Annotated in this window: 17 protein-coding genes; all 17 read right to left on the bottom strand. The window is 62.7% G+C overall.

Annotated elements, in window-relative coordinates; genetic code table 11:
- Positions 1-31: 31 nt before the first annotated feature.
- The 17 genes from H7841_00470 to H7841_00390 all read right to left on the bottom strand — a co-directional run bounded on the left by H7841_00470 (position 32) and on the right by H7841_00390 (position 17,960).
- The gene (locus H7841_00470) at positions 32-1,897 is read right to left on the bottom strand and encodes an HAD-IIIC family phosphatase (protein MEO5335356.1); all 1,866 of its coding nucleotides are present in this window, start codon (positions 1,895-1,897) and stop codon (positions 32-34) included.
- On the bottom strand, positions 1,894-2,550 hold the full coding sequence (locus H7841_00465; protein ID MEO5335355.1) for an SDR family oxidoreductase: 657 nt from the start codon (positions 2,548-2,550) through the stop codon (positions 1,894-1,896). Before H7841_00465 ends, H7841_00470 begins: the two co-directional genes overlap by 4 nt.
- Positions 2,543-2,974: a hypothetical protein gene (locus H7841_00460; protein ID MEO5335354.1), complete on the bottom strand. Its 432-nt coding sequence runs from the start codon at positions 2,972-2,974 to the stop codon at positions 2,543-2,545. The genes H7841_00465 and H7841_00460 overlap by 8 nt, the downstream gene beginning before the upstream one ends.
- The gene (locus H7841_00455) at positions 2,971-3,210 is read right to left on the bottom strand and encodes an acyl carrier protein (GenBank protein MEO5335353.1); all 240 of its coding nucleotides are present in this window, start codon (positions 3,208-3,210) and stop codon (positions 2,971-2,973) included. Before H7841_00455 ends, H7841_00460 begins: the two co-directional genes overlap by 4 nt.
- 19 nt (positions 3,211-3,229) lie before the next feature.
- On the bottom strand, positions 3,230-4,414 hold the full coding sequence (locus H7841_00450; protein ID MEO5335352.1) for a 4Fe-4S binding protein: 1,185 nt from the start codon (positions 4,412-4,414) through the stop codon (positions 3,230-3,232).
- A gap of 2 nt (positions 4,415-4,416) precedes the next feature.
- A complete protein-coding gene (locus H7841_00445; protein MEO5335351.1) occupies positions 4,417-5,241 on the bottom strand; it encodes a hypothetical protein in 825 nt (274 codons plus the stop codon).
- Positions 5,242-5,536: 295 nt separating this feature from the next.
- Entirely contained in the window at positions 5,537-6,415 is an 879-nt protein-coding gene (locus H7841_00440) for a class I SAM-dependent methyltransferase (GenBank protein MEO5335350.1), read from the bottom strand.
- A gap of 18 nt (positions 6,416-6,433) precedes the next feature.
- A complete protein-coding gene (locus tag H7841_00435) occupies positions 6,434-6,607 on the bottom strand; it encodes a DUF5989 family protein (GenBank protein MEO5335349.1) in 174 nt (57 codons plus the stop codon).
- 11 nt (positions 6,608-6,618) lie between these two features.
- A complete protein-coding gene (locus H7841_00430) occupies positions 6,619-7,767 on the bottom strand; it encodes a hypothetical protein (protein ID MEO5335348.1) in 1,149 nt (382 codons plus the stop codon).
- Positions 7,768-7,891: 124 nt separating this feature from the next.
- Entirely contained in the window at positions 7,892-8,935 is a 1,044-nt protein-coding gene (locus tag H7841_00425) for a Gfo/Idh/MocA family oxidoreductase (GenBank protein MEO5335347.1), read from the bottom strand.
- The gene (locus H7841_00420; protein MEO5335346.1) at positions 8,932-9,855 is read right to left on the bottom strand and encodes a class I SAM-dependent methyltransferase; all 924 of its coding nucleotides are present in this window, start codon (positions 9,853-9,855) and stop codon (positions 8,932-8,934) included. The genes H7841_00425 and H7841_00420 overlap by 4 nt, the downstream gene beginning before the upstream one ends.
- On the bottom strand, positions 9,852-10,949 hold the full coding sequence (locus tag H7841_00415; protein ID MEO5335345.1) for a Gfo/Idh/MocA family oxidoreductase: 1,098 nt from the start codon (positions 10,947-10,949) through the stop codon (positions 9,852-9,854). Before H7841_00415 ends, H7841_00420 begins: the two co-directional genes overlap by 4 nt.
- Positions 10,946-12,037, bottom strand: a complete 1,092-nt coding sequence (locus tag H7841_00410) for a histidinol-phosphate aminotransferase family protein (protein ID MEO5335344.1) — start codon at positions 12,035-12,037, stop codon at positions 10,946-10,948. Before H7841_00410 ends, H7841_00415 begins: the two co-directional genes overlap by 4 nt.
- A 2-nt stretch (positions 12,038-12,039) precedes the next feature.
- Positions 12,040-13,836, bottom strand: coding sequence for a B12-binding domain-containing radical SAM protein (locus tag H7841_00405; GenBank protein ID MEO5335343.1), 1,797 nt, complete (start codon positions 13,834-13,836; stop codon positions 12,040-12,042).
- A gap of 91 nt (positions 13,837-13,927) precedes the next feature.
- Complete coding sequence (locus H7841_00400; protein ID MEO5335342.1) at positions 13,928-15,739, bottom strand: ABC transporter ATP-binding protein/permease; 1,812 nt, start codon at positions 15,737-15,739, stop codon at positions 13,928-13,930.
- On the bottom strand, positions 15,736-16,647 hold the full coding sequence (locus tag H7841_00395; GenBank protein ID MEO5335341.1) for a sulfotransferase: 912 nt from the start codon (positions 16,645-16,647) through the stop codon (positions 15,736-15,738). The genes H7841_00400 and H7841_00395 overlap by 4 nt, the downstream gene beginning before the upstream one ends.
- Positions 16,644-17,960, bottom strand: coding sequence for an SGNH/GDSL hydrolase family protein (locus H7841_00390; GenBank protein ID MEO5335340.1), 1,317 nt, complete (start codon positions 17,958-17,960; stop codon positions 16,644-16,646). The genes H7841_00395 and H7841_00390 overlap by 4 nt, the downstream gene beginning before the upstream one ends.
- Between the last annotated feature and the right edge of the window lie 10 nt (positions 17,961-17,970).

Raw genomic sequence — 17,970 nt, 5'->3', positions numbered from 1 at the left:
ACGACCAGCCAAGCCAGGGAGGCGACGTCCTTCATCCGCGGGCCGTCCGCATGGGCGGGGCAAAGGGGGCATAATCGGCCACGGCCAAGCGCCAGACGGTCGCCCCCCGCTCCCCGGCGCCTGCCGCCGCGAAGCCCAGCTTGGCGTAATGGTCCCTGACCAGGTCATTGCGCCCGCTGGGGATGTAGCGTCCCACCAGCGCCGCCACGCCCCGTTCCGCCGCCGCCCGCACGATTTCGTCCAGGACCGCGTTCTCCACTTGGCGCCCCAGCACCCGGCAACTCATCAGCCAAGTGTCGATTTCCCAGTCGGCCCCGGCGGGGCGGCAGACGACCACCCCGATCATGCCGTTGTCGCCGAAGATGTCGGCCAGGCGCACTTGCAGGGTGAAGCAGGACGGATCGGCTTCCAGGCGTGCCACCTCGGCTTCGGTATAGCGCCTGGTGGTCAGGTTGAACTGGTTGGACTTGTTGATGAGTTGGGCGATGCGCGCCCGTCCCAGGGCGTCGAAGGGTGCGAAGTGGATGGTCATGTCCAGCGAACGCAGGTAGCCGGTCAGATCGGTGCTGCTCGCTTCCAATTGTGCCCGCCGGGCGTTGTCCCGATACTGGGCGGTGCGCTTGCGGTCGTCGTCGGAAAGGGCCACTGCCTCGAAATATCCGGCGGCCATCAAGGTGCGGGCATAGAGCGCCGGGTCGGGCGGCAGTTCGGGCACAGCCACTTCCAGCAGTTCCCGGCGCACGACGGCCCGTTCGGCAGGGTTGTCGTCAACAAAGACCAGGGCGTCGAGGCCGATGTTCAAGGCCGCCGCGATGGCCTTCAGGTTGGTGGGCTTGTCGGTCCAGTTGGCCTGGAAGACCGCGATGTGGTCGGCTTTCAGGAGCATGTCGGGATGCTCCAGGAAGGGCCGGCGGGCCACTTCATCATCGTTCTTCGAGCAGACGGCTAGCACAACGCCGCGCGCGTGCAGATCCAGGGCGACATCCTGCAGGGCCAGGTGAGCCTCGCCGACGGCGCTGCCCTGGCCGATCTCGATGCCTTCCAGGCCATCGTCGCCGATCACTCCGCCCCAGAGCGTATTGTCCAGGTCGAGCACCAGGCACTTGCGGGCAAGGCCGCGCACGGCCGCCAACAGGCGCCCCACGTGGTCGGCGTAAAGCGGCACGAAGCGCGGCGCGAAGGGCAGCTTGGCCATGTGCCACTGCAAAGGGTCGTGCCAGGCCTCGGTGCCGACGGCGCGGGCGATGGCGGCGACGTCCAACAGCAGGTCCCCGCTGTCGGCGACCGCCTGATTGAAAGCTTCGGCCAAGCGCGCCAAGCTGCCACCCAACCGGTGGTCGTAGCTGCCGAACAGGCTTTCCGGCGGCGGCGGCAGGGTCTGGACGATCAGGGGAGCGCCGCTGCCGGCCTGCAAGCCGCCGCGGATGGTAGCGACCTTGGCCAGGGCGGCGGCGAGGGCCTCCTCGGCTCCTGCCAGTTGCGGCCGCAGGCCGTAGGCACGATGGTCGAAAGCCAGTAGCACGGCGTCGGGCCGGGCCGCGTGTAAGGGCGACGACGAATCCAGGGCCCATTGCATGGCTTGGTCGAAAGGTGCGGCGACTACTTGCAGCGCCACCCCGTGGCGCAGGGCCGAAGCCACCAGGGCGGGGACAACCAGGTCCATGGTTCCGTTGGACAACAGCCCCAGGCGGAAGGGCCGCAAGGGCGCCAGGGCGTCGATATCCGTTCCAGCGGCCTTGGCCAGGCGGGTGAGCTGGTTGAGGTCGAGGGCCGCGGTGGCCAGGCGGCGCAAGGTCGTGCCCTTGTCGGCGGATGTCTTCTGGGTGGCACGGCAAAGCTCGCGGTAATCCGCAGGCGGGCGAGGCAGCCAAGGCAGGTCGGCGCTGGACCAAGTCATGGGATATCCGCCATGAAGGGCGCGCAAATATCTTCCGCCACCGTCTCGGGGGCTGCGAAAGACTTTTTAGCACGTAGCAGGTCCAGGAAGCGGGGATCGAAGGCGTCCAACATGGCGGTTTCGGTGAAGCCGGGCCTCACCAAGTGGGTCTCCAGCCAGGGATATTCGGCTGCTGCTGCCGCCATGACGCCCTGCAGCCCGTATTTGGCGATCACGTAGGCCCCCAGGTTCGGCATGGCCGCCATCTTGCCGTCGCCCATGGCAGCGGTCAGGACGGCTACGGCGATCCCCTTCTTGCGGGGACGGAAGCAGCGTTTTACGATGCCGGCCAGCAGGCGCTGCGCACCCACTACGTTGATCCGCCACTGGTGCTCCATGTCGTCGGCCGCGATCTGGCCGAAGGGAGCCAGGACCGGCGGGGGCGAGGCGGCCAGCACCAAGCCCAGCAAAGGTTCCTTGGCGGCTTCCTCGACGGCGGCATCGATAGCGGCGGGGTCCGACATGTCGAGGGGTATCGCCCAGCCCAGCGCTTCCGCCGCCGCCCGGTTCCGTCCGTAGCCCACAAGGGGCTTGAGGCCTGCGGCGGCTAGGCGGCGGGCCACCGCACTGCCAATGCCACCGCTGCCGCCGGCGATCAGGACCGCCTCAACCATGGAGGCCCATCACCGATTCGGCGCTGCCGCTGGCGACCAGGCGGTCACCGGCTTTCACGGCCAGCCTTATCTTTACCAGGCGACCTGCCTCCGAGACGTGGGCGACGGCGGCTTCTAGCAAGGCATCCTCGTCCAGGTAGAGGGGAGCGCGGAAATCCATGCGCACCGAAACCCAGACACCGTCGCGGCCGGGCAGGCGCATGCCTAGCAGGCGCGAGACCTGGGCCAGGATCAGGCCGCCGTAGACTACCCGTCCGGCGAAGCCCCGCCCACGGGCGAAGTCCTCGTCCAGATGCAGGGGATTGCGGTCGCCGGACAGGACGGCGAAGGCCTCCATCTCGGCGGCGCCGACGCGGAAGGCGAGACGCTCGGTCCGGCCTTCGGCAAGATCGGACCCGTCCAGGACGGCCGCCGCTTCGATCACAGCTTGCCTCGGATCAGGTCGACCATCTGGCCGACATTCTTCAGGCTCGAAAGTTCGCCGATGGTGAAGCGAATATTCAGGGCCTGCTCGATGGCGACCACCAGGCGGATGTGGCTGAGGCTGTCCCATTCCTCGACGTCGGCGGCGCTGAGCGCGGCGTGGGGAACCAGGTCGTCGCGGTCGAAGACGTCCTGGAAGATGGGTGTCAGACGTTCGTAGATTTCGGCGGATTCCAAGGATGGTCTCCCTTGCGCGTCACTTCGAGGATGGAACCAAGGGCCGGCTCTTGACCCAATGAATACCATAACGGAGAAGCAGACGAATCAACATGAAGCCGACGATGAAACCGACGAAGAACCAGAACCCGCCGAACCGGGACGCCAGAACGCCGCTGAACAGCGCCAAAAGCATCGATATGAAATCGAGCACGGGGTCGATAGGTTCGATGGACTGCACATGATGGAACTCATTGTGCCACGGCTTCCTTTCGTATTCCCTCCGAGGCGCGATTTGCGGCGCGGCGGGCTTCCACGTGTCCTTCAGGATCTTGGCGTCGCAGACATCGACGCAGGTGAAGCATTTCACGCATTCCCGATTCCGGACCTTGCCATTGTAGTGGTGGATTTCCCTGCTGACATCGATTCCTTGGGGACAATTCGTGGCGCACTTTCGGCATCCGGTACAGTCTCCGGTCCGCGTGATCTTGCGCTGGAACGGATTCAAATTCATGAACAACGCCAGAAGAAAGGCATAGGGGCAGAGGATTCGACAAAACGCCGCCTGTCCGTAGAAATAGGTGAAGACGAAGGTGGCCGTTGCGATGATCACCAGGGACAGTGCGATCAGGAAAGCGATTTCGCCCAGGGTATAGGTCAGCGCCATGTTGATGGGGGCATGTGAAGCAAACAATTGCCCACGGTCGCCCGGCATGTCGGTCCACGGCGGAGGTGACCCCAGGTCCACGGCAATCGAAAACGGGTTGTTGGTTAGATAGACCAGGACCGGCATCAGCAGGATCGTGAAAGCACCGCCGCGGATGAGCCAGGCGTAACGGGTGTTGATCAGGATGTTCCGCCGCCGCAGCTTCATGTAGCCCTGCATTTGAAGCTTGCGCATGGTCCAGTCTGCAAACTCGATGATACCCCGCAGGTGGCATCCCCATCCGCAGAACGCCCGTCCGAAAAAAAACACGGACACCAGGATCAGGAACACCATAACGGCCGCGATATTGATATTGCCCCGAACCAACGCGGGAACGCCGGTCATGGCCGTCTTGCCCCAGGGCTGGATGTCGAAGCCGTACCAAAGTATGATATGGGCCACGATATAGACATTTAGGCTGAATAATAAAGCCAAACGTACGGTCCGGCGCAGGTTCGTCGGGAGCGGCGCCGCATCTTCCATGGGCTTAACATTCTTTTCGACATCGCTGTTTTCCATGATCACTGTATCCCGCTGATCGTTTGAAGGTACAGCTTGCCGGATCGATTCCAGGGGGCATCGGCTGCCGATGCGAGAAAACCAGCCAACGAGGCCTTGATAAGGGCGGATGGTATTTGTGAATCCGGCATGCTTGAGAAAGCATACAAGATAGATCCGAATAATTCCAATGTGGCGCTATCCGTTCTTATCCCTATGTCGCTCCAATCCGAATTCGCCAAGTGGTGATCCAGGATCACGCATTTCGGTGGCCGGTCTCCGGCTCTCGCCAAGGCCTCCTGCGAGGAGATATCGTTAAAGCGGCGCAAGACATTGTTTCCATGAGCAATTAGGGAAACCATGCCGGACTCCCGATCCACCAGGACGCCACAATCTCCGTCGCTCCGCCAGCGCCAAAACAGGTAGGGTCCGGGTTCGGAAAGCAGTCCAGCTCCAAATGCAGCGGCCCTGGAACTCGGAGTATAGAGGATCTCTGGATGGTGATGAAGAGCTTGGCCCAGTTTACTGAAAAACCGGAGCCCATGGCCGAAGTAGTGGGGCATTGCCTTGGCGAAGCCAACCATGCCCCCAGGGGTCGGGGGCAGGAGGGATGATTCGATGAAGGCCATAAAGGCATGAAGAGGTTTGCCGGTGATCACCACGGTCCTGATATCCCGCCCCGCGACGTCGTGGTCGGCGAGGAGCTGGACTAACTCATTCAAGGGAAACTCATGCCGTCCGTCCCCCGGGAAATCGTCGTTGCCCCGCACCAGGATCATATCTTTGCCCGGTTCCCGGACCAGCAGGGCCCGAAAAGGCCGGTCGTATGCATTCAGGGCCAGGATCATGATCCGTACATCCGAGACAGCTCGTCCCGCGTCGGCGGCGTTTCGGGCTCGATTGAGAACGTCGTAACCGAGGCGGGCGGTCGCGACAACGAATAGATCAACAGGCACAAGGGTGCCGTTATCAGATATACAAGCGAGAAGTTGATCAAGGACATAACGTGCCCAAAGCCCAGCAAGCCCTTGCTGATTATTCTCCAAAGGAATTCAATGGCCACGAGGCAAGCGAGGGCGACCTTGGCGGCGAAGGCGCCCAGGGTCGGGGTCGGGGTTCGAAAAAACGGAGAGAGCATGGCCCTCAGCCTCCTTTCCTGCCGGCCAGCACGAAATAGCCGTCCGTACCTTCCATCAGCCAGCGCATCTGCCCTCCCAGGGTCGGAAACGGCTTCGCCATCGCTTCCTTGACCTCAAGGGCCTCCGGATAGATGCCTCCCAGGGCTTGGCAGGACGGAAAACAGTCGGTCACGGAAAGACCTGCTTCCGCCATCATGCTCCATGCCCTTCGAGGAGAGTGGAAGTTCAGAAATTCCTCGGTCAGCTGGTTGATCTGCCATCGCACCAGATTCTCGTCCTTCACGTGGGCCATCATGGCCTTCCGGACGATGGCCTCCTGGTCGGCAAAGCACCTTGCCGAAGCCTGTAGCAGCCAACGCTTCAGGCGCAGATAGGCACGGCCGACCGGATCGAAAAAGCCGAATATCGCGATGCCGCCCGGCTTCAGGGTGTCGACCAGGTTCCGCAGCCCTTCCTGTTCACGGGGAATCGATGGGAACAATCCCATCGCCAAAACGACGTCGAAGTTCCCCCGGTATTCGTTCGACAGGGCAAAGACATCGGCTTCCCGGAAATCGACCCGCCCCAATCCAGGCACCTTGGTGGCGAGGTTGCGCGCCCAGGCAATGGTTGCCTGGCTGTAGTCGATTCCGATGACCTCGGCGTCGGTGCCCATGGATAGATAGGCCGTGAATTCCCCTGTGCCGCATCCGGCATCCAAAAGACGACACCCCGGAAAGAGTAGTCCCCGGATGCACCGATAGAGGTGGTTCTTCTCAAGAATGTTGATGAACTGCGCGCGTGTCACATCCTCAGGAAGGTGCAATCCGGGAAAGGGATGTTTGTCGAAGAACTCCCTTTGGCTGAGATGGACGTCACTATCTTGATGCGGGAACGGGGACATTTCCATCAAACCCGGCGATTAGAAAATCGTGTAGATCAACGGCGCCAGTGCGGATCCCTCAAGAACCAAGAACAGCGATCCAATCATGATCAGGACGAAAATGAGCGGAGCGAGCCAAAACTTCTTCCTGGCTTTGATGAAGCCCATAATCTCACGAACCAGTTGCGCGTGTTCGGACGGTTTCTTGGTCATCTCGTCGTTTCCTAATGGGCCTTAGCGGGCAGGAGAGGAAGCAGTTGCCTAACCATCTCGTCAGCCCAAACTTTCTGGCCATTGCGGGTGGATGGGTGTCCTTCATCGGCCCAGATCGTCCGATCCGTACCGTTTCGCATATCGTTCAGGTAAATAAACGGAATGTCGTGCTTTTTCAGGAAGTGAATGATCGTAGCCAGTTCGCTCTCATAGAACTCCGGAAAAATGAGAACAATCATCGGGCGTTCCGGGACGCGACGAACGAGTTGGTTTACCGCGAGGACTTGATCGAGGACCTCGGGAAAAGTTTCCAGGCGTTCGACGGCTTCCTGGTTGGCGCGTGCAACCTGATCCGGCGACATATCCAGCAGCCGGCCGACATCGAATGATGGTCTGTCCTGGGCCTTGAGCTCGGCATAACGAGCCTCCCAGACCAAACCCTTCGCGCTGGAGTAGCCGGGAAGTCCCACGAATTCCCGCAAGCCCAACCGCGCCCCTAACGCTTTCGGTACCGCCACGGCGAGCCAGCGAATAAGCCGGAAAGAATAGAGATCTTCGATTGGCGCCAGGATCGGGAAATTCAAACGCTGATATCCCTCCGTCATCCAGTCCTTGATGAAGGGATTGAAGCTGGCAAGACAAAGCTCCAGAATAACGGCATCGTGCTGGACGTTTTGCTGAACGATGCGGTTTCCATAGCGAATACGGAACCACTCGATATAGCCACCGCCCGGCGGGGCCGATGCGTCGGCGAACTGGACATTTCTTCCAAGGACTTCGGTGAGCTGCTGTTCCGCCACACGGGAGTAGATATGATCGGCATCCTCCGGTGCAACGCAACAGCCCTGGGTGTACGAGCTGCCGAGCGTTAGCACGCGAAGCGCATCCCGGCTGTAATCGAACTCCGGGCCGTATCCCCCATAGTCGTTCACATAATTGGTGGTGCCGTTATCAATAAAGGCAACTCCCTTCTTGTAGGCGTTGTTCAGAACAATTCCCTCGAACTCCATATCGAATGTCTCTGGTTTGCTCAAAACGGCCCGGTGCATCCGACCAGGTAATAGGTCGTAAGCAACGAAGATCCGCATCACGATCTCGAGAAGCGTGATACTTAAGAGAACAATGATACCCAGATGTCTAATCTTCGTCGCGATACCCACTTTATGCGCCCCATTCCTGTACGGCTACGGGAATTCCGGAATATTACCACCAAGTCCGCCACAAATGCATAGATCTCACTCTTCCGAAAATAGCGAGCGTTCCATTTACCCCGATTTCTGGCCCCTAGCCAGACATTTCTAGATCCCATTTAGCCTTCCACTCCGGGTCGGCGCAGTAGATGCGATAGACCAGCTGCATGGTCCGCAAGGCGTCGTCGGACGTCCCGGAAGCGATGCTGCCGCCCCGCAGGATCGCGTCGGCGAATTCGGCGATCTCGTCGGCCCAGGAGGGATCGTGGTTGTAGCGGGTGGTCACCTCGCGGGGATCGCCCTGGTCGTCGTCGTCGGGGTCGATGACGGTCAGGGTCTCGGCTCCGTAGCTCTTCGATCCCGACAGGATGCCGGAAAGGATCAGGCCGCCCTTCTGCAGGGTGATCTCCAGGCTGAAGCGGTGGCGCCACTGGGTGGCGGTGGAATGCAGCATGGCCACCGCCCCGTCCGCCGTTCGCATCAGGGCGTAGGCGTTGTCTTCCACGTCGTGGCCCCAGAAGTCGTTGGCGACGAAGCTGTGGACTTCAACGAATTCCCCGGCGAACAGGCGCATCAGATCGACCATATGGATGCCCTGGTCCAGCAGGATGCCGCCGCCGGCCACGGCACGTTGCACCCGCCAGTCGGAATGGGCGCCGAAGCTGATGAACTTGGACTTGCCGTAGACGCCCCGCATGTTCACCACCCGGCCCATGCGGCCCGAACGGACGATCTCCAGCGCGTCCTTCACCGAATCGTGGTAGCGGTGGTTGAAGCCGTATTTCAGTTTCAGATGCGGATGGCGGGCCTCGGCGGCGATGACTTCTTCGATGTCGGTCACGTTGCGGCCGGGTGGCTTCTCGCAGAAGACATGCAGCCCCTTTTCCAGCCCGGCGACGGTGGCTTCGGGGGCCACGTCGTTGGTCAGACAGACGAACAAGGCGTCCAACGCCTCGCCGGCCAGCAGGTCCCGGTAGTTGGTGTAATAGGGAACGCCGTCCGCCAGTTCGCCCTTTCCCTCGAAGTTGCGGTCGCAGACGGCGACGGTCGCCATGTCGTCGCGCAAGTCGATGAACTTGCGCCGACGCTTGCCGACCACGCCGTAGCCGGCGATGCCGATCCTCAACTTGGTCGTCATCCCCCCTCCTTGGGCTTGTGCGCGGAAATATACCATACCCAGCCGATCCGGGGACCTAGCCAGGCTTCCAGCGGCGACCAGACCGGCCAAGGCTCCCCATAGACCAGGATGCCGCCCGGATGGGTGCCGTAGCGCTTGATCTGCCAGGCGCGGTAGAGTCGGCCCAGCTTGGGGATCAGATAGAAATAGAACTCGTGCTTGCGGGCGGTCAGGCCAACGAACCGGGCAAACAGGGATTCGATGCCGCTCCGGGTATAGCAACGAGTGTAGGGATTGGCGACCATCTGACGATCCTTGCCGCCCCATTCGGTGGCATGGCCCAGCCAGTTGCGGTGGCGGAAGGCCTGGCCCTTCAGCAGCCCGACGCAGAAGAACATGTTGAACCAGTAGTGCCAGGAGCTCTTGCAATAAAGCATGATGACCGCCTGGCCGCCCGGCTTCAGCACCCTCCGCACCTCGTCCACCGCCCGTCCGGTGTCGGCCGTGTGGTGCAGGACGCCGTTGGAGTAGACGATGTCGAAGGTTCCATCGGCGAAGGGAAGCGATTCCGCATCGCCTTGCAGGGCCGCGCAGCCTTCGGCCACATCGTCCAGCAAGCGGAACTTGCGATCCACCGAGCGAGCGCGGTCGAAAGTCAAATCCAGGCTGGCCATCAGGGCGCCATGCTTGGCGAACAGGGCCGAATGGCCGCCGGCGCCGGGGCCGATTTCCAACACCCGCTTCCCCTTCAGGCCGGCCAGGGGCATTTCCTCCACCGCCATGTGGCGGCGGAAGCGGAACAGGTCTTCCAACGCGTCCAGGCCCTTGAGCAGGGCCTCGCGGGTCAGGCCCGCCTCCATGCCGTCGTAGAGGGAATGATAGAGCGATTTCCAGAAGGCCTGGATATCGCCCTTGCCGCCGAAATCCTGGGCCACGGTCACGCGTCCGGCGTCCGGTAGAGGTTGGAAACGGCATCGTTCGGCCGGCCCAGGCGCACCGATTGTTCCTCGCCGTCCACGGCGACCCAGCCGCCCGCCTCGTCGGAGCGGTAGAAAGCATGCAGCAGGCGCAGGGACTTCAGCGCGTCCTCGCGGGCCACCGGATAGGGCGTGCCGTCGCGCAAGGTGGCGGCGATGTCCTGGTACATCTTGGCGTGACCGTTGCCGTAGACGCAGGTCGAGAAATCCTCCGACCATTCCGGGCAGGCGGCCGGATCGGGGGTGAAGACCTGCAACTCGTTCACCGCGATGCCGCCGATCTGCGCCAAGCCCTTGGACCCGACGATGGAGAGTGAGGCCTCGTAGTCGTTGGGGCGTGCCGAGGTGGTAACCTCCAGGTTGCCCACGGCGCCGGTGCCGTAGGCCAGGATGGCGACCACCGTGTCCTCGACCTCGATCTCGGCGCCCAGGGTGCGCATGGTGGCGTTCACCTTTTCCACTTCGCCGCCCAGGTGGCGCAGCAGGTCCACGTGGTGGATGCCCTGGTTGGTCAGCGCGCCGCCGTCGTGGCTGAAGGTGCCGCGCCAAGGGGCAAGGTCGTAGTAGCGCTGCGGCCGGCACCAGCGGGTGCGCACCGCCACGATGCGGATGTCGCCCAGTTCGCCGGCGGCGATGGCCCGGCGGACCCGCACCACCGCCTTGTTGTAGCGGTTCTGGAAGACCGGGAATAACCGAAGCCCCAGCCGGTCGGCGGTGGCATAGGCTTCGATCAGTTGCTCCGGCCGCATGAAGGTAGGCTTTTCCATGATGACGTGCTTGCCCCAGCGGGTCAGCATTTCCATGGCGTGTTCATGGTGCATGCCGGACGGGGTGACCACGGCCACCACCTGGATTTCCGGATGCTCGCGCAGCATCTGCCGATAGTCCGTGTAGGACGGGATGCCGAATTCCTTCGCATAGGCCGCGCCCTTTTCCGGCACCAGGTCGCAGACGGCGGCCATGCGCATGCCGTCGGCCTCGCGGATGGAGCGGCAATGATGGCCCGAAATGCGGCCGCAGCCGATGACGGCGACGTTGATGGCGTTGGTCAGGCTCACGTCACGACCTCTGCAATGCGCCGGATGACCGGCTGGAACAGTTCCGGAGTGGTTGCCGAGAAGCGGCTGTAGCCCTTCAGGCAGGGTTCGGCGAAATCGGCCCGGTAGTACACCAGATCGCCTAGCGCCGCATGCACCTTTTCCGCATGGGGGCCGAAGGCCACGTGCAGGAAGTTGCCGCGCCCGTCCAGGGTCTTCAGTCCGAGTCCCCGCATGGCCGTCAGGAATTCCGCCTTGCCGGCCTCCAGCCGGCGGACGGAGGCCTCGATGGCGTCCCAGCGGTCGATCATGCGCTCGAAGACCGCCAGCCCGAAGGTGTTGACCTCGTACATGGCCTTGACCTTGTGCAGGATGGCAGCCAGTTCCGGTGCCGCCGCGCCGTAGCCGACACGGAACCCCGCCAGGCCCCAGGCCTTGCCGGTGGAGCGGGTAACCAGCAGATGCGGATAGTCGTTCACCCAGGGCAGGCAGGTATCGGGGTGGAAGGGCCAATAGGCCTCGTCCACCAGCATCACGGCCCCCGCCTCGCCCGCCGCTTCGACGATGGCCCGCATCGTATCCGGGGGATACCAGGTGCCGGTGGGGCTGTCCGGGTTGGGCAGGAAGACCGCGCGCGGCCTTTCGGCGCGGATGGCGGCGATCAGGCGTTCGGCCGGCAGGACCGGACCCTTGTCGGAAGGCTCGTAGGCCAGGGTGACCTCGCGGGCGCCGTAGATCTTCGCATAGACGAAGTACATGGCGAAGGTGGGCGCCGTGTGCAAGACGGTGTCCCCCGGCGCGACGAAGGCCTCGAAAACGGCGCGGATAAGACCGTCGGAGCCGGCGGCGAACAAAAGGTTCTCCGGCTTCAGCCCCAGGAAGGCGGCCAGCTTGCGATAGACGGGCGGGGTTTCTGGGTAGGTGAACTGGAACGACGGATCGACGCCGGCCACCACCTCGCGCACCACCCGGGCCAGGTCGGGATCGGAATTCTCGTTCTTGTCCAGCCACAGGCGGGCGGGGTCGCGCCGGTCGCCCCTGGTCCAGTCGGGACGCCGGAGGGCAGGGTCGGCGACGGCGGGACGGGGCGGAGGAAATATCGGTGCCATGGTCAGCGTCCCTTGCGCAGGGGAGCCATTGCCGGAGCATCGCCCGGCAACGCGCCCATGTCTTCTTCCACCATCTTGCGGAGGGAACGGGCGGGCGGGGTTGCCGGCCGTCGCCGAAAGGCAAAATGGAAGGCCAGGTATTCCTGCAAGAGGCCCAGACTGTAGGACCAGCCGAACTTGCGAATGTTCTTCAGAAACACCAGTCCCAGCAGGAACCGCCGCAGCCGGTAGGCCAGCACGGGATGACAGACCAGCGCCAAACCCCAGCGGCCCGAGCGCACGAGCCGCCACAGCGATGGCGGACGCGGGGCCGGCAGATCGTCGCCTTCCTTGGCCACGGGCGCCGAGGAACGGGCCTGTTCGATCAGGCGTTTGGGATTGGCATAGTAGCCGCTGTCGGAGCCGGCGGTTCCCTCCAGATCGAGATCGGCCAGAACGACGCGTAGGTACTGGTCGATCCCGAACGTTCGGACGAAATGTTGGTTGACCTCGACGGTAATGAGCGGCCGCCAAGTCTGGGTTTCGAGAGTCGGATAATCCGTGAAGTTTAGGGTGGCGAATTCGTCGTGGGCGTCGCGATCCGAAATGGCAAGCAGGTATCCTTCCTCGCCGTCCAAATCCTGGCCGATCAGACCCTTGCGCCGGCCATACTCATAGAGCGGCGTGCCGGGCAGTGCCTGAGCGTAGTTGATGCTCAGGTTGTTGGGGTTGATGCGCTTGTCGAGGGTCTTGGCGAATTTGCAGAGCTCGATGGTCTCGCGGATGGTTTCGCGATCTTCCCCCGGCATGCCGATGACCAGCGCGATGGGCGCCACGGCGCCGAATTCATAAGACAGACGGATCGCTTCCCGGTTCTGTGCCACGGAGGTCTTCTTTTCCATCACCTGGAGGATGCGCTCCGAGCCTGATTCGGTGCCGTAATTCAGGTTGGCGCAGCCGGCATCGACGATGGTGCGCATCAGGTCGGCGGTGATCCCGGTGACGCGTGTACTGGCTGTCCACATGATGTCGTAGGGCTTGATGCGCTCGCAGAATTCCAGCAGCTTCTTCTTGTCGGCACCGAACATCTCGTCAGCGATGTTGAGGAAGCCCAGGTTGTAGCGGCGGATCATTTCCTCCAGCCGGGCCATGACGATGTCCAGCGGGATGCGCCTGAGCCCCTTGTCCCAGCGGTGGCAGAAGGTGCAGCGCGAGACGCAGCCCTTGGCGGTGTAGAGAAATCCGTAGGTTTTCTCCAGCCTGTGCGCCTCGAACAGCCGGCCGTCGTAATGGAAGGTCTCGCTCAGCAGGGTGACGTTGTCGGCGACCTTGGGGAAGAAGTGCTCGATGCGCGACCCCATTTCCAGGTCCGACCAGTCGATGTCGTATAACTCTTCCGGCCTGAGCGCCGGCTCGTACCCGGTATTGACGAGGTCGCCGTCTCCGTTCAGCAGGACCAAGCCACCCACATCCCGGAAATCGCGGAGATCGCGGGTGGCTCGCGCCCGCGCCAGTAGGTTCGCGAAGACGGCCTCACCCTCGCCGGTGACGCAGAGATCGATACCCGTGCGACGCAGAAGAATTTCGGCGCTGGCCGCCATGTTGCCACCTACCACGATCAGGGTGTCGGGTAGGGCCTCCTTGACCGCCCGGGACAGCTTGCGGGTATAGGCGTAGGCGGTGGACACCACGGCGCTGATGCCCAGAACGTCGGGCTTGCGCCGCAGAATCTCGGCGACGGCGTCCTCGAAGGAGGGCCGCAAGCAGTCGATATCGTACAGCGAAATGTCGTGAAAGCCTTGCTTGCGGGCGAAGTTCATCACCGATAGAGACCCAAACGGAGGGAAGCTCGTAGGACTGGGACGGATCGGCGTGGTGACGAGGAGGATCTTCATCGTTCCGGAACCTTGCCTATTCCGAGGAATTCATGGCCGACGACAAGTCGGCTAGGTCGATCTGCCGTTGGAAATCGGGGTTTCGCTGCGCCAAGTCGCCGAACCGCCCGACATCGGTTACCCGGCCGGCACACATAAGGATCAAATGGTCGCAATGGCGCACGGTATTCAGACGATGGGCGATGATAACGATCGTCTTTTCCCCATGCAAAGTGGAAAGCATGCGGGTGATGGCGTGCTCCGTTTCGTTGTCCAGGGCGCTGGTGGCCTCGTCCATTACCAGGACTTCAGGATCGCGGTAGAGCGCGCGGGCGATGCCGATGCGCTGGCGCTGGCCGCCGGAAAGGCGTTGGCCGTGGTCTCCCAGGACGGTATCCAGTCCCTCCGGCAGTTGGCGTACCGCTTCGTCCACCTGGGCCAGGGCGAGCGCCCGCCAGACCTGTGCGTCGTCGATTTCGCCATTGGGAACGCCCAGGGCGACATTGCGGCGCAGGCTGTCGTTGAGCAGATGGATGCGCTGCGGGACGTAGCCGATTTCCTTCTGCCAGTTCCCGAGCACGTGCCGCAGATCCCGGCCGTCCACCTCGACGGTCCCGGTTGCCGGAGGGCACAGCCCCAACAAAATGTCGACCAAGGTGCTCTTGCCCGATCCCGAGGGTCCGACCAGTCCGATCTCCTGCCCACGGCGGATGTCGATGTTGATCCCTTCCAGGGCGGGACGGTCCGCTCCCGGATAGGTAAAGCCGACATTGCGCAAAACGATCTCTTGCCGGAAGGGCAGCCGTTCCTCTTCCACCGGCGGCAGCAGGGGCGGGGCGGTTTCCAGGTCCTGACAGACGTTTTCGAAGGCCGCTCCGCTTTCCTTGAGCGTTACCGCATTGGAAACGATTCGGTTGATCGAAGGCAGCAGGCGGAAGGCGGCGATGGAAAACATCCCCAACAGCGGCACCACTTCGGCGACTGGCCGGTCGCTGGCGATCAGCAGCGCCGCAAGCAGGAGCAGAACGCCGACTCCGACCGCTTCCATCACCATGCGCGGAGCCTGGTTGGCGGTAATCATCCGCAGTCGGACTTGGCTACGTTCGCTCGCCAGGCGGGCGATGCCGGAGACGAATTGCTCCTGGCAACCCAGAACCAGGATTTCCTTGATCGCGCCCTGGCAGCCCTGCACCTGCTGGACCAGTTCGGCGTTGATCCCCTCCAGCCGCCCACCCCATCGGTGCACCCGCTTCCTGAGGGCCCCATAGAAGGCCAGAGCCGTACTCCCGAGGACCGTGAGCACGGCCAAGGTGCCCAGGGGCTCCAGGACCAGGAGGGTTCCCAGGATCGCGACGGCCATCAGGCTCTCCAGGACGATGGTCAGAATGGGCAGTAGGGTCCCGGTGAAGGTCAGCATCACCGATAAGGAGACGTTCCGCAGGATTTCCGCTTGGTTGCGGGATAAATGGTAAAGATACGGCCGCCCCAGGTAGCCCGCCATCAGCCGCCGGGCGAAATTGGCCTCCAGGTTCAGGACGAACCGGTTCTGGACCCAGACGATGGCGAGCAACACGGCGTTCTTGCCCAGGTAGAAAAGCGCCAAGCCAAGGATGGAGATCAGCAGAAATCGGGTCGGATTCGCCGGTGCCAGGGCGGCGTAAAGGTGGCGAACCACCGGCAGGGTCTCGAGGCGGGACGGATCTCCCAGCACTTGGATGAATGGCAGGAACAGGCCCACGCCCGCCATCTCCAGCAGGGCGGCCAGCGCCATCAGAAGCGCCATCCCAGCCAGACGCCATCGGGTCTGGCTGTCGAAAAGCGCCAGGACTCGGCCGAAGCGGGCGATCACGCGAGGTGACCGTAAAGATGTTGCAGGTTCAGGGGGGCCACGATGCGCCGGATCGCAGCCTGGTCCGCCTCGTTCAGGACCTCGCGCCAGAAAAAGTCCAGGTTGCGGACTTCGATGCGCCGATCGAATTCATAGAAACCGTGCAGCGTCTTATGGGTGGTCATTGAAGGGGTGAAGATATGGGCGGGGTGGATATGCGGCGATCCGTGCCCCAAGTGGGCGAACATCCGTCGCGTGGTTTCGAAAGGGCTCAGATAGAAGTCCTCGTAATGGAAGACCGGCAGCCCAAGCCGTTCCATATCGTCGAGGGCGACCGCGTGGGTAATCGCCCACATCAAGGCGATGCGCTCGACGTCGCTGTCGATCCGCTTGGCCTGTTCGCGCAAGGCCGGAATGGCCGGAATGGAGTCGTAGGCCTGGTTGGCCAGGTTGCGGTCGACAAGAAGTTCGTAGGTTCCAGGCCAGCCGAATTCCCAGAAATTGAGCCGCCGCCGGATGGAGGCGACGACGGCGAAGGGATCGCGGACGATGAAAACGATGCGCCGCGACAGGGTTTGGGCGAGCCAGGGAATCACGAAATTGGCCCGGATTTCCTTGAACCCCGCTATTTCGCACTGGTCCCAAAGCAAATCGACGAACGACGGATCGATATCCTTCAGCGGGACAGGTACATGGTTGCGCATCAGCCAGGGCCGGCGGTGCTCCTTCGCCAGGACCCGGCGCAGGTAAGGCGCCATTCCTTGCCCATCGACGCACGAGGCATAGGAATAATGGCGGGATTCCTCGTTCACGCTGGGATGGAGCGGCTCGAAGAGCACAAGCTTGCCCAGTACCTTGGACACGATATCCGAAATCCAGGTTGTGCCGGAGCGGCCGAAGCCGAGGATGATGATCGGGGCGTCGGTCATCGGGCCTGCTTCGCGCGCATCGCCTGCAACCGTTCCAGAAGACCGGCGGCAATGATTTCGTTGCCGCGCGGCGTGTAATGGACGTTATCCGTGAAGATATGGTCGGGCACCGTTTCGAACAGTCCCGACAAGTCGGCGAATTCCACTTGGCCGTCATTGGCCGACGCCAATTCGGCCCATCGTTCGCGGGCCAAAGGGTAGTAACCGTCGATGTAGGGCGTAGCAAAGCGGCCGGAAGCGAAAAGCTCCTGTTCGGCCGGCGCCAATTCGACTTTGCGCCGGTAAAGCAATACGGGCTGAAGTGCCATCAGGGCGGTGACTCCCTGCGCCCGCGCGGCTCCCGCCGCAGAGATATCGTTGCTGACGAACGTGGATACCGAATTGGCCGTCCAGACGGAAAAACTGCGGATCGCTTCGGCCGGAATGCCCCCATTTTCCCAGCGGGCGGTACCGGCCGCTTCCGTCGTGCCGCCACCTCGCCCCTTGAGCCCGAATAGACGCACATGCTTGGCCAGAGTCACGGTGTAGTGGAAAAGCGGAAAATAGTCGTCCGCCAGGGCCACGAAGTGCGACAGCGTCCCCGTCAGGCTGCGCATGCGCTCCATGGCCTGAATGAGCTGGTAGTCGTAGCTGTGGTAGTTGGCGCGAATCAGCGGGCCGTAAAGATCGCGGCTCAGGTAGCTATGTTCCCAGGCCCGGTAATCGTTGGAGCCATGGAAAAAGATGACCGCGTCGGGCTGATAGAGAAGCCCTTCGAACAGGAAGCGGGCCAGTTCCTGTGCGCTGTAGAAGCCGCCGACGCCCGCATTCACGACCCGGACCCTTCGTTCGCCGTACAGGCGGGCTTGGTTGGCCATGCGCTCCAGATAGCCGGCGATGGTGTGGGCGCCGTCGCCCGCCCCCTGGCCGGCTACCGAGGAGCCGCCAAAAATCATGATCCGCGCTTCGTTCGCCGGCTTGTCCATCGGCAACGGGTCGCATTTCCCGTTGCAGATGAATCCTTCGGGGCCGATCAGGATGGCGTTCTCGTAGACGCTGTTGGGCTTGTTGGAGTAGCCCGTGCGGGAATCGTAACGGAAGGGATTGGCGTCGTCGGAGCGCCGGTGGGGAGCCAAGTGCGTGAGTACCGGTTCCGGTTCGTGGAAGAGGGGATGGAAGCGTTCGATGGCCCGAGCCAGATGTTCGTTGCCGGGCTCGCGCGCCAGCCACCAGACCGCAGCCGCCGAAGTCGTCTCCAGCAGAACCAGCGTGATGGCGGCGACCAGCGACCAGCTGGCCAGTCCCTTCAGCAGCCCCATTGATCTGCCTACCATGTTTAGTCTC

The sequence above is a fragment of the Magnetospirillum sp. WYHS-4 genome, assembly GCA_039908345.1.
In the GTDB taxonomy this organism is placed as follows: Bacteria; Pseudomonadota; Alphaproteobacteria; order Rhodospirillales; family GLO-3; genus JAMOBD01.
This window is presented reverse-complemented; position numbering and strand designations above follow the sequence as displayed.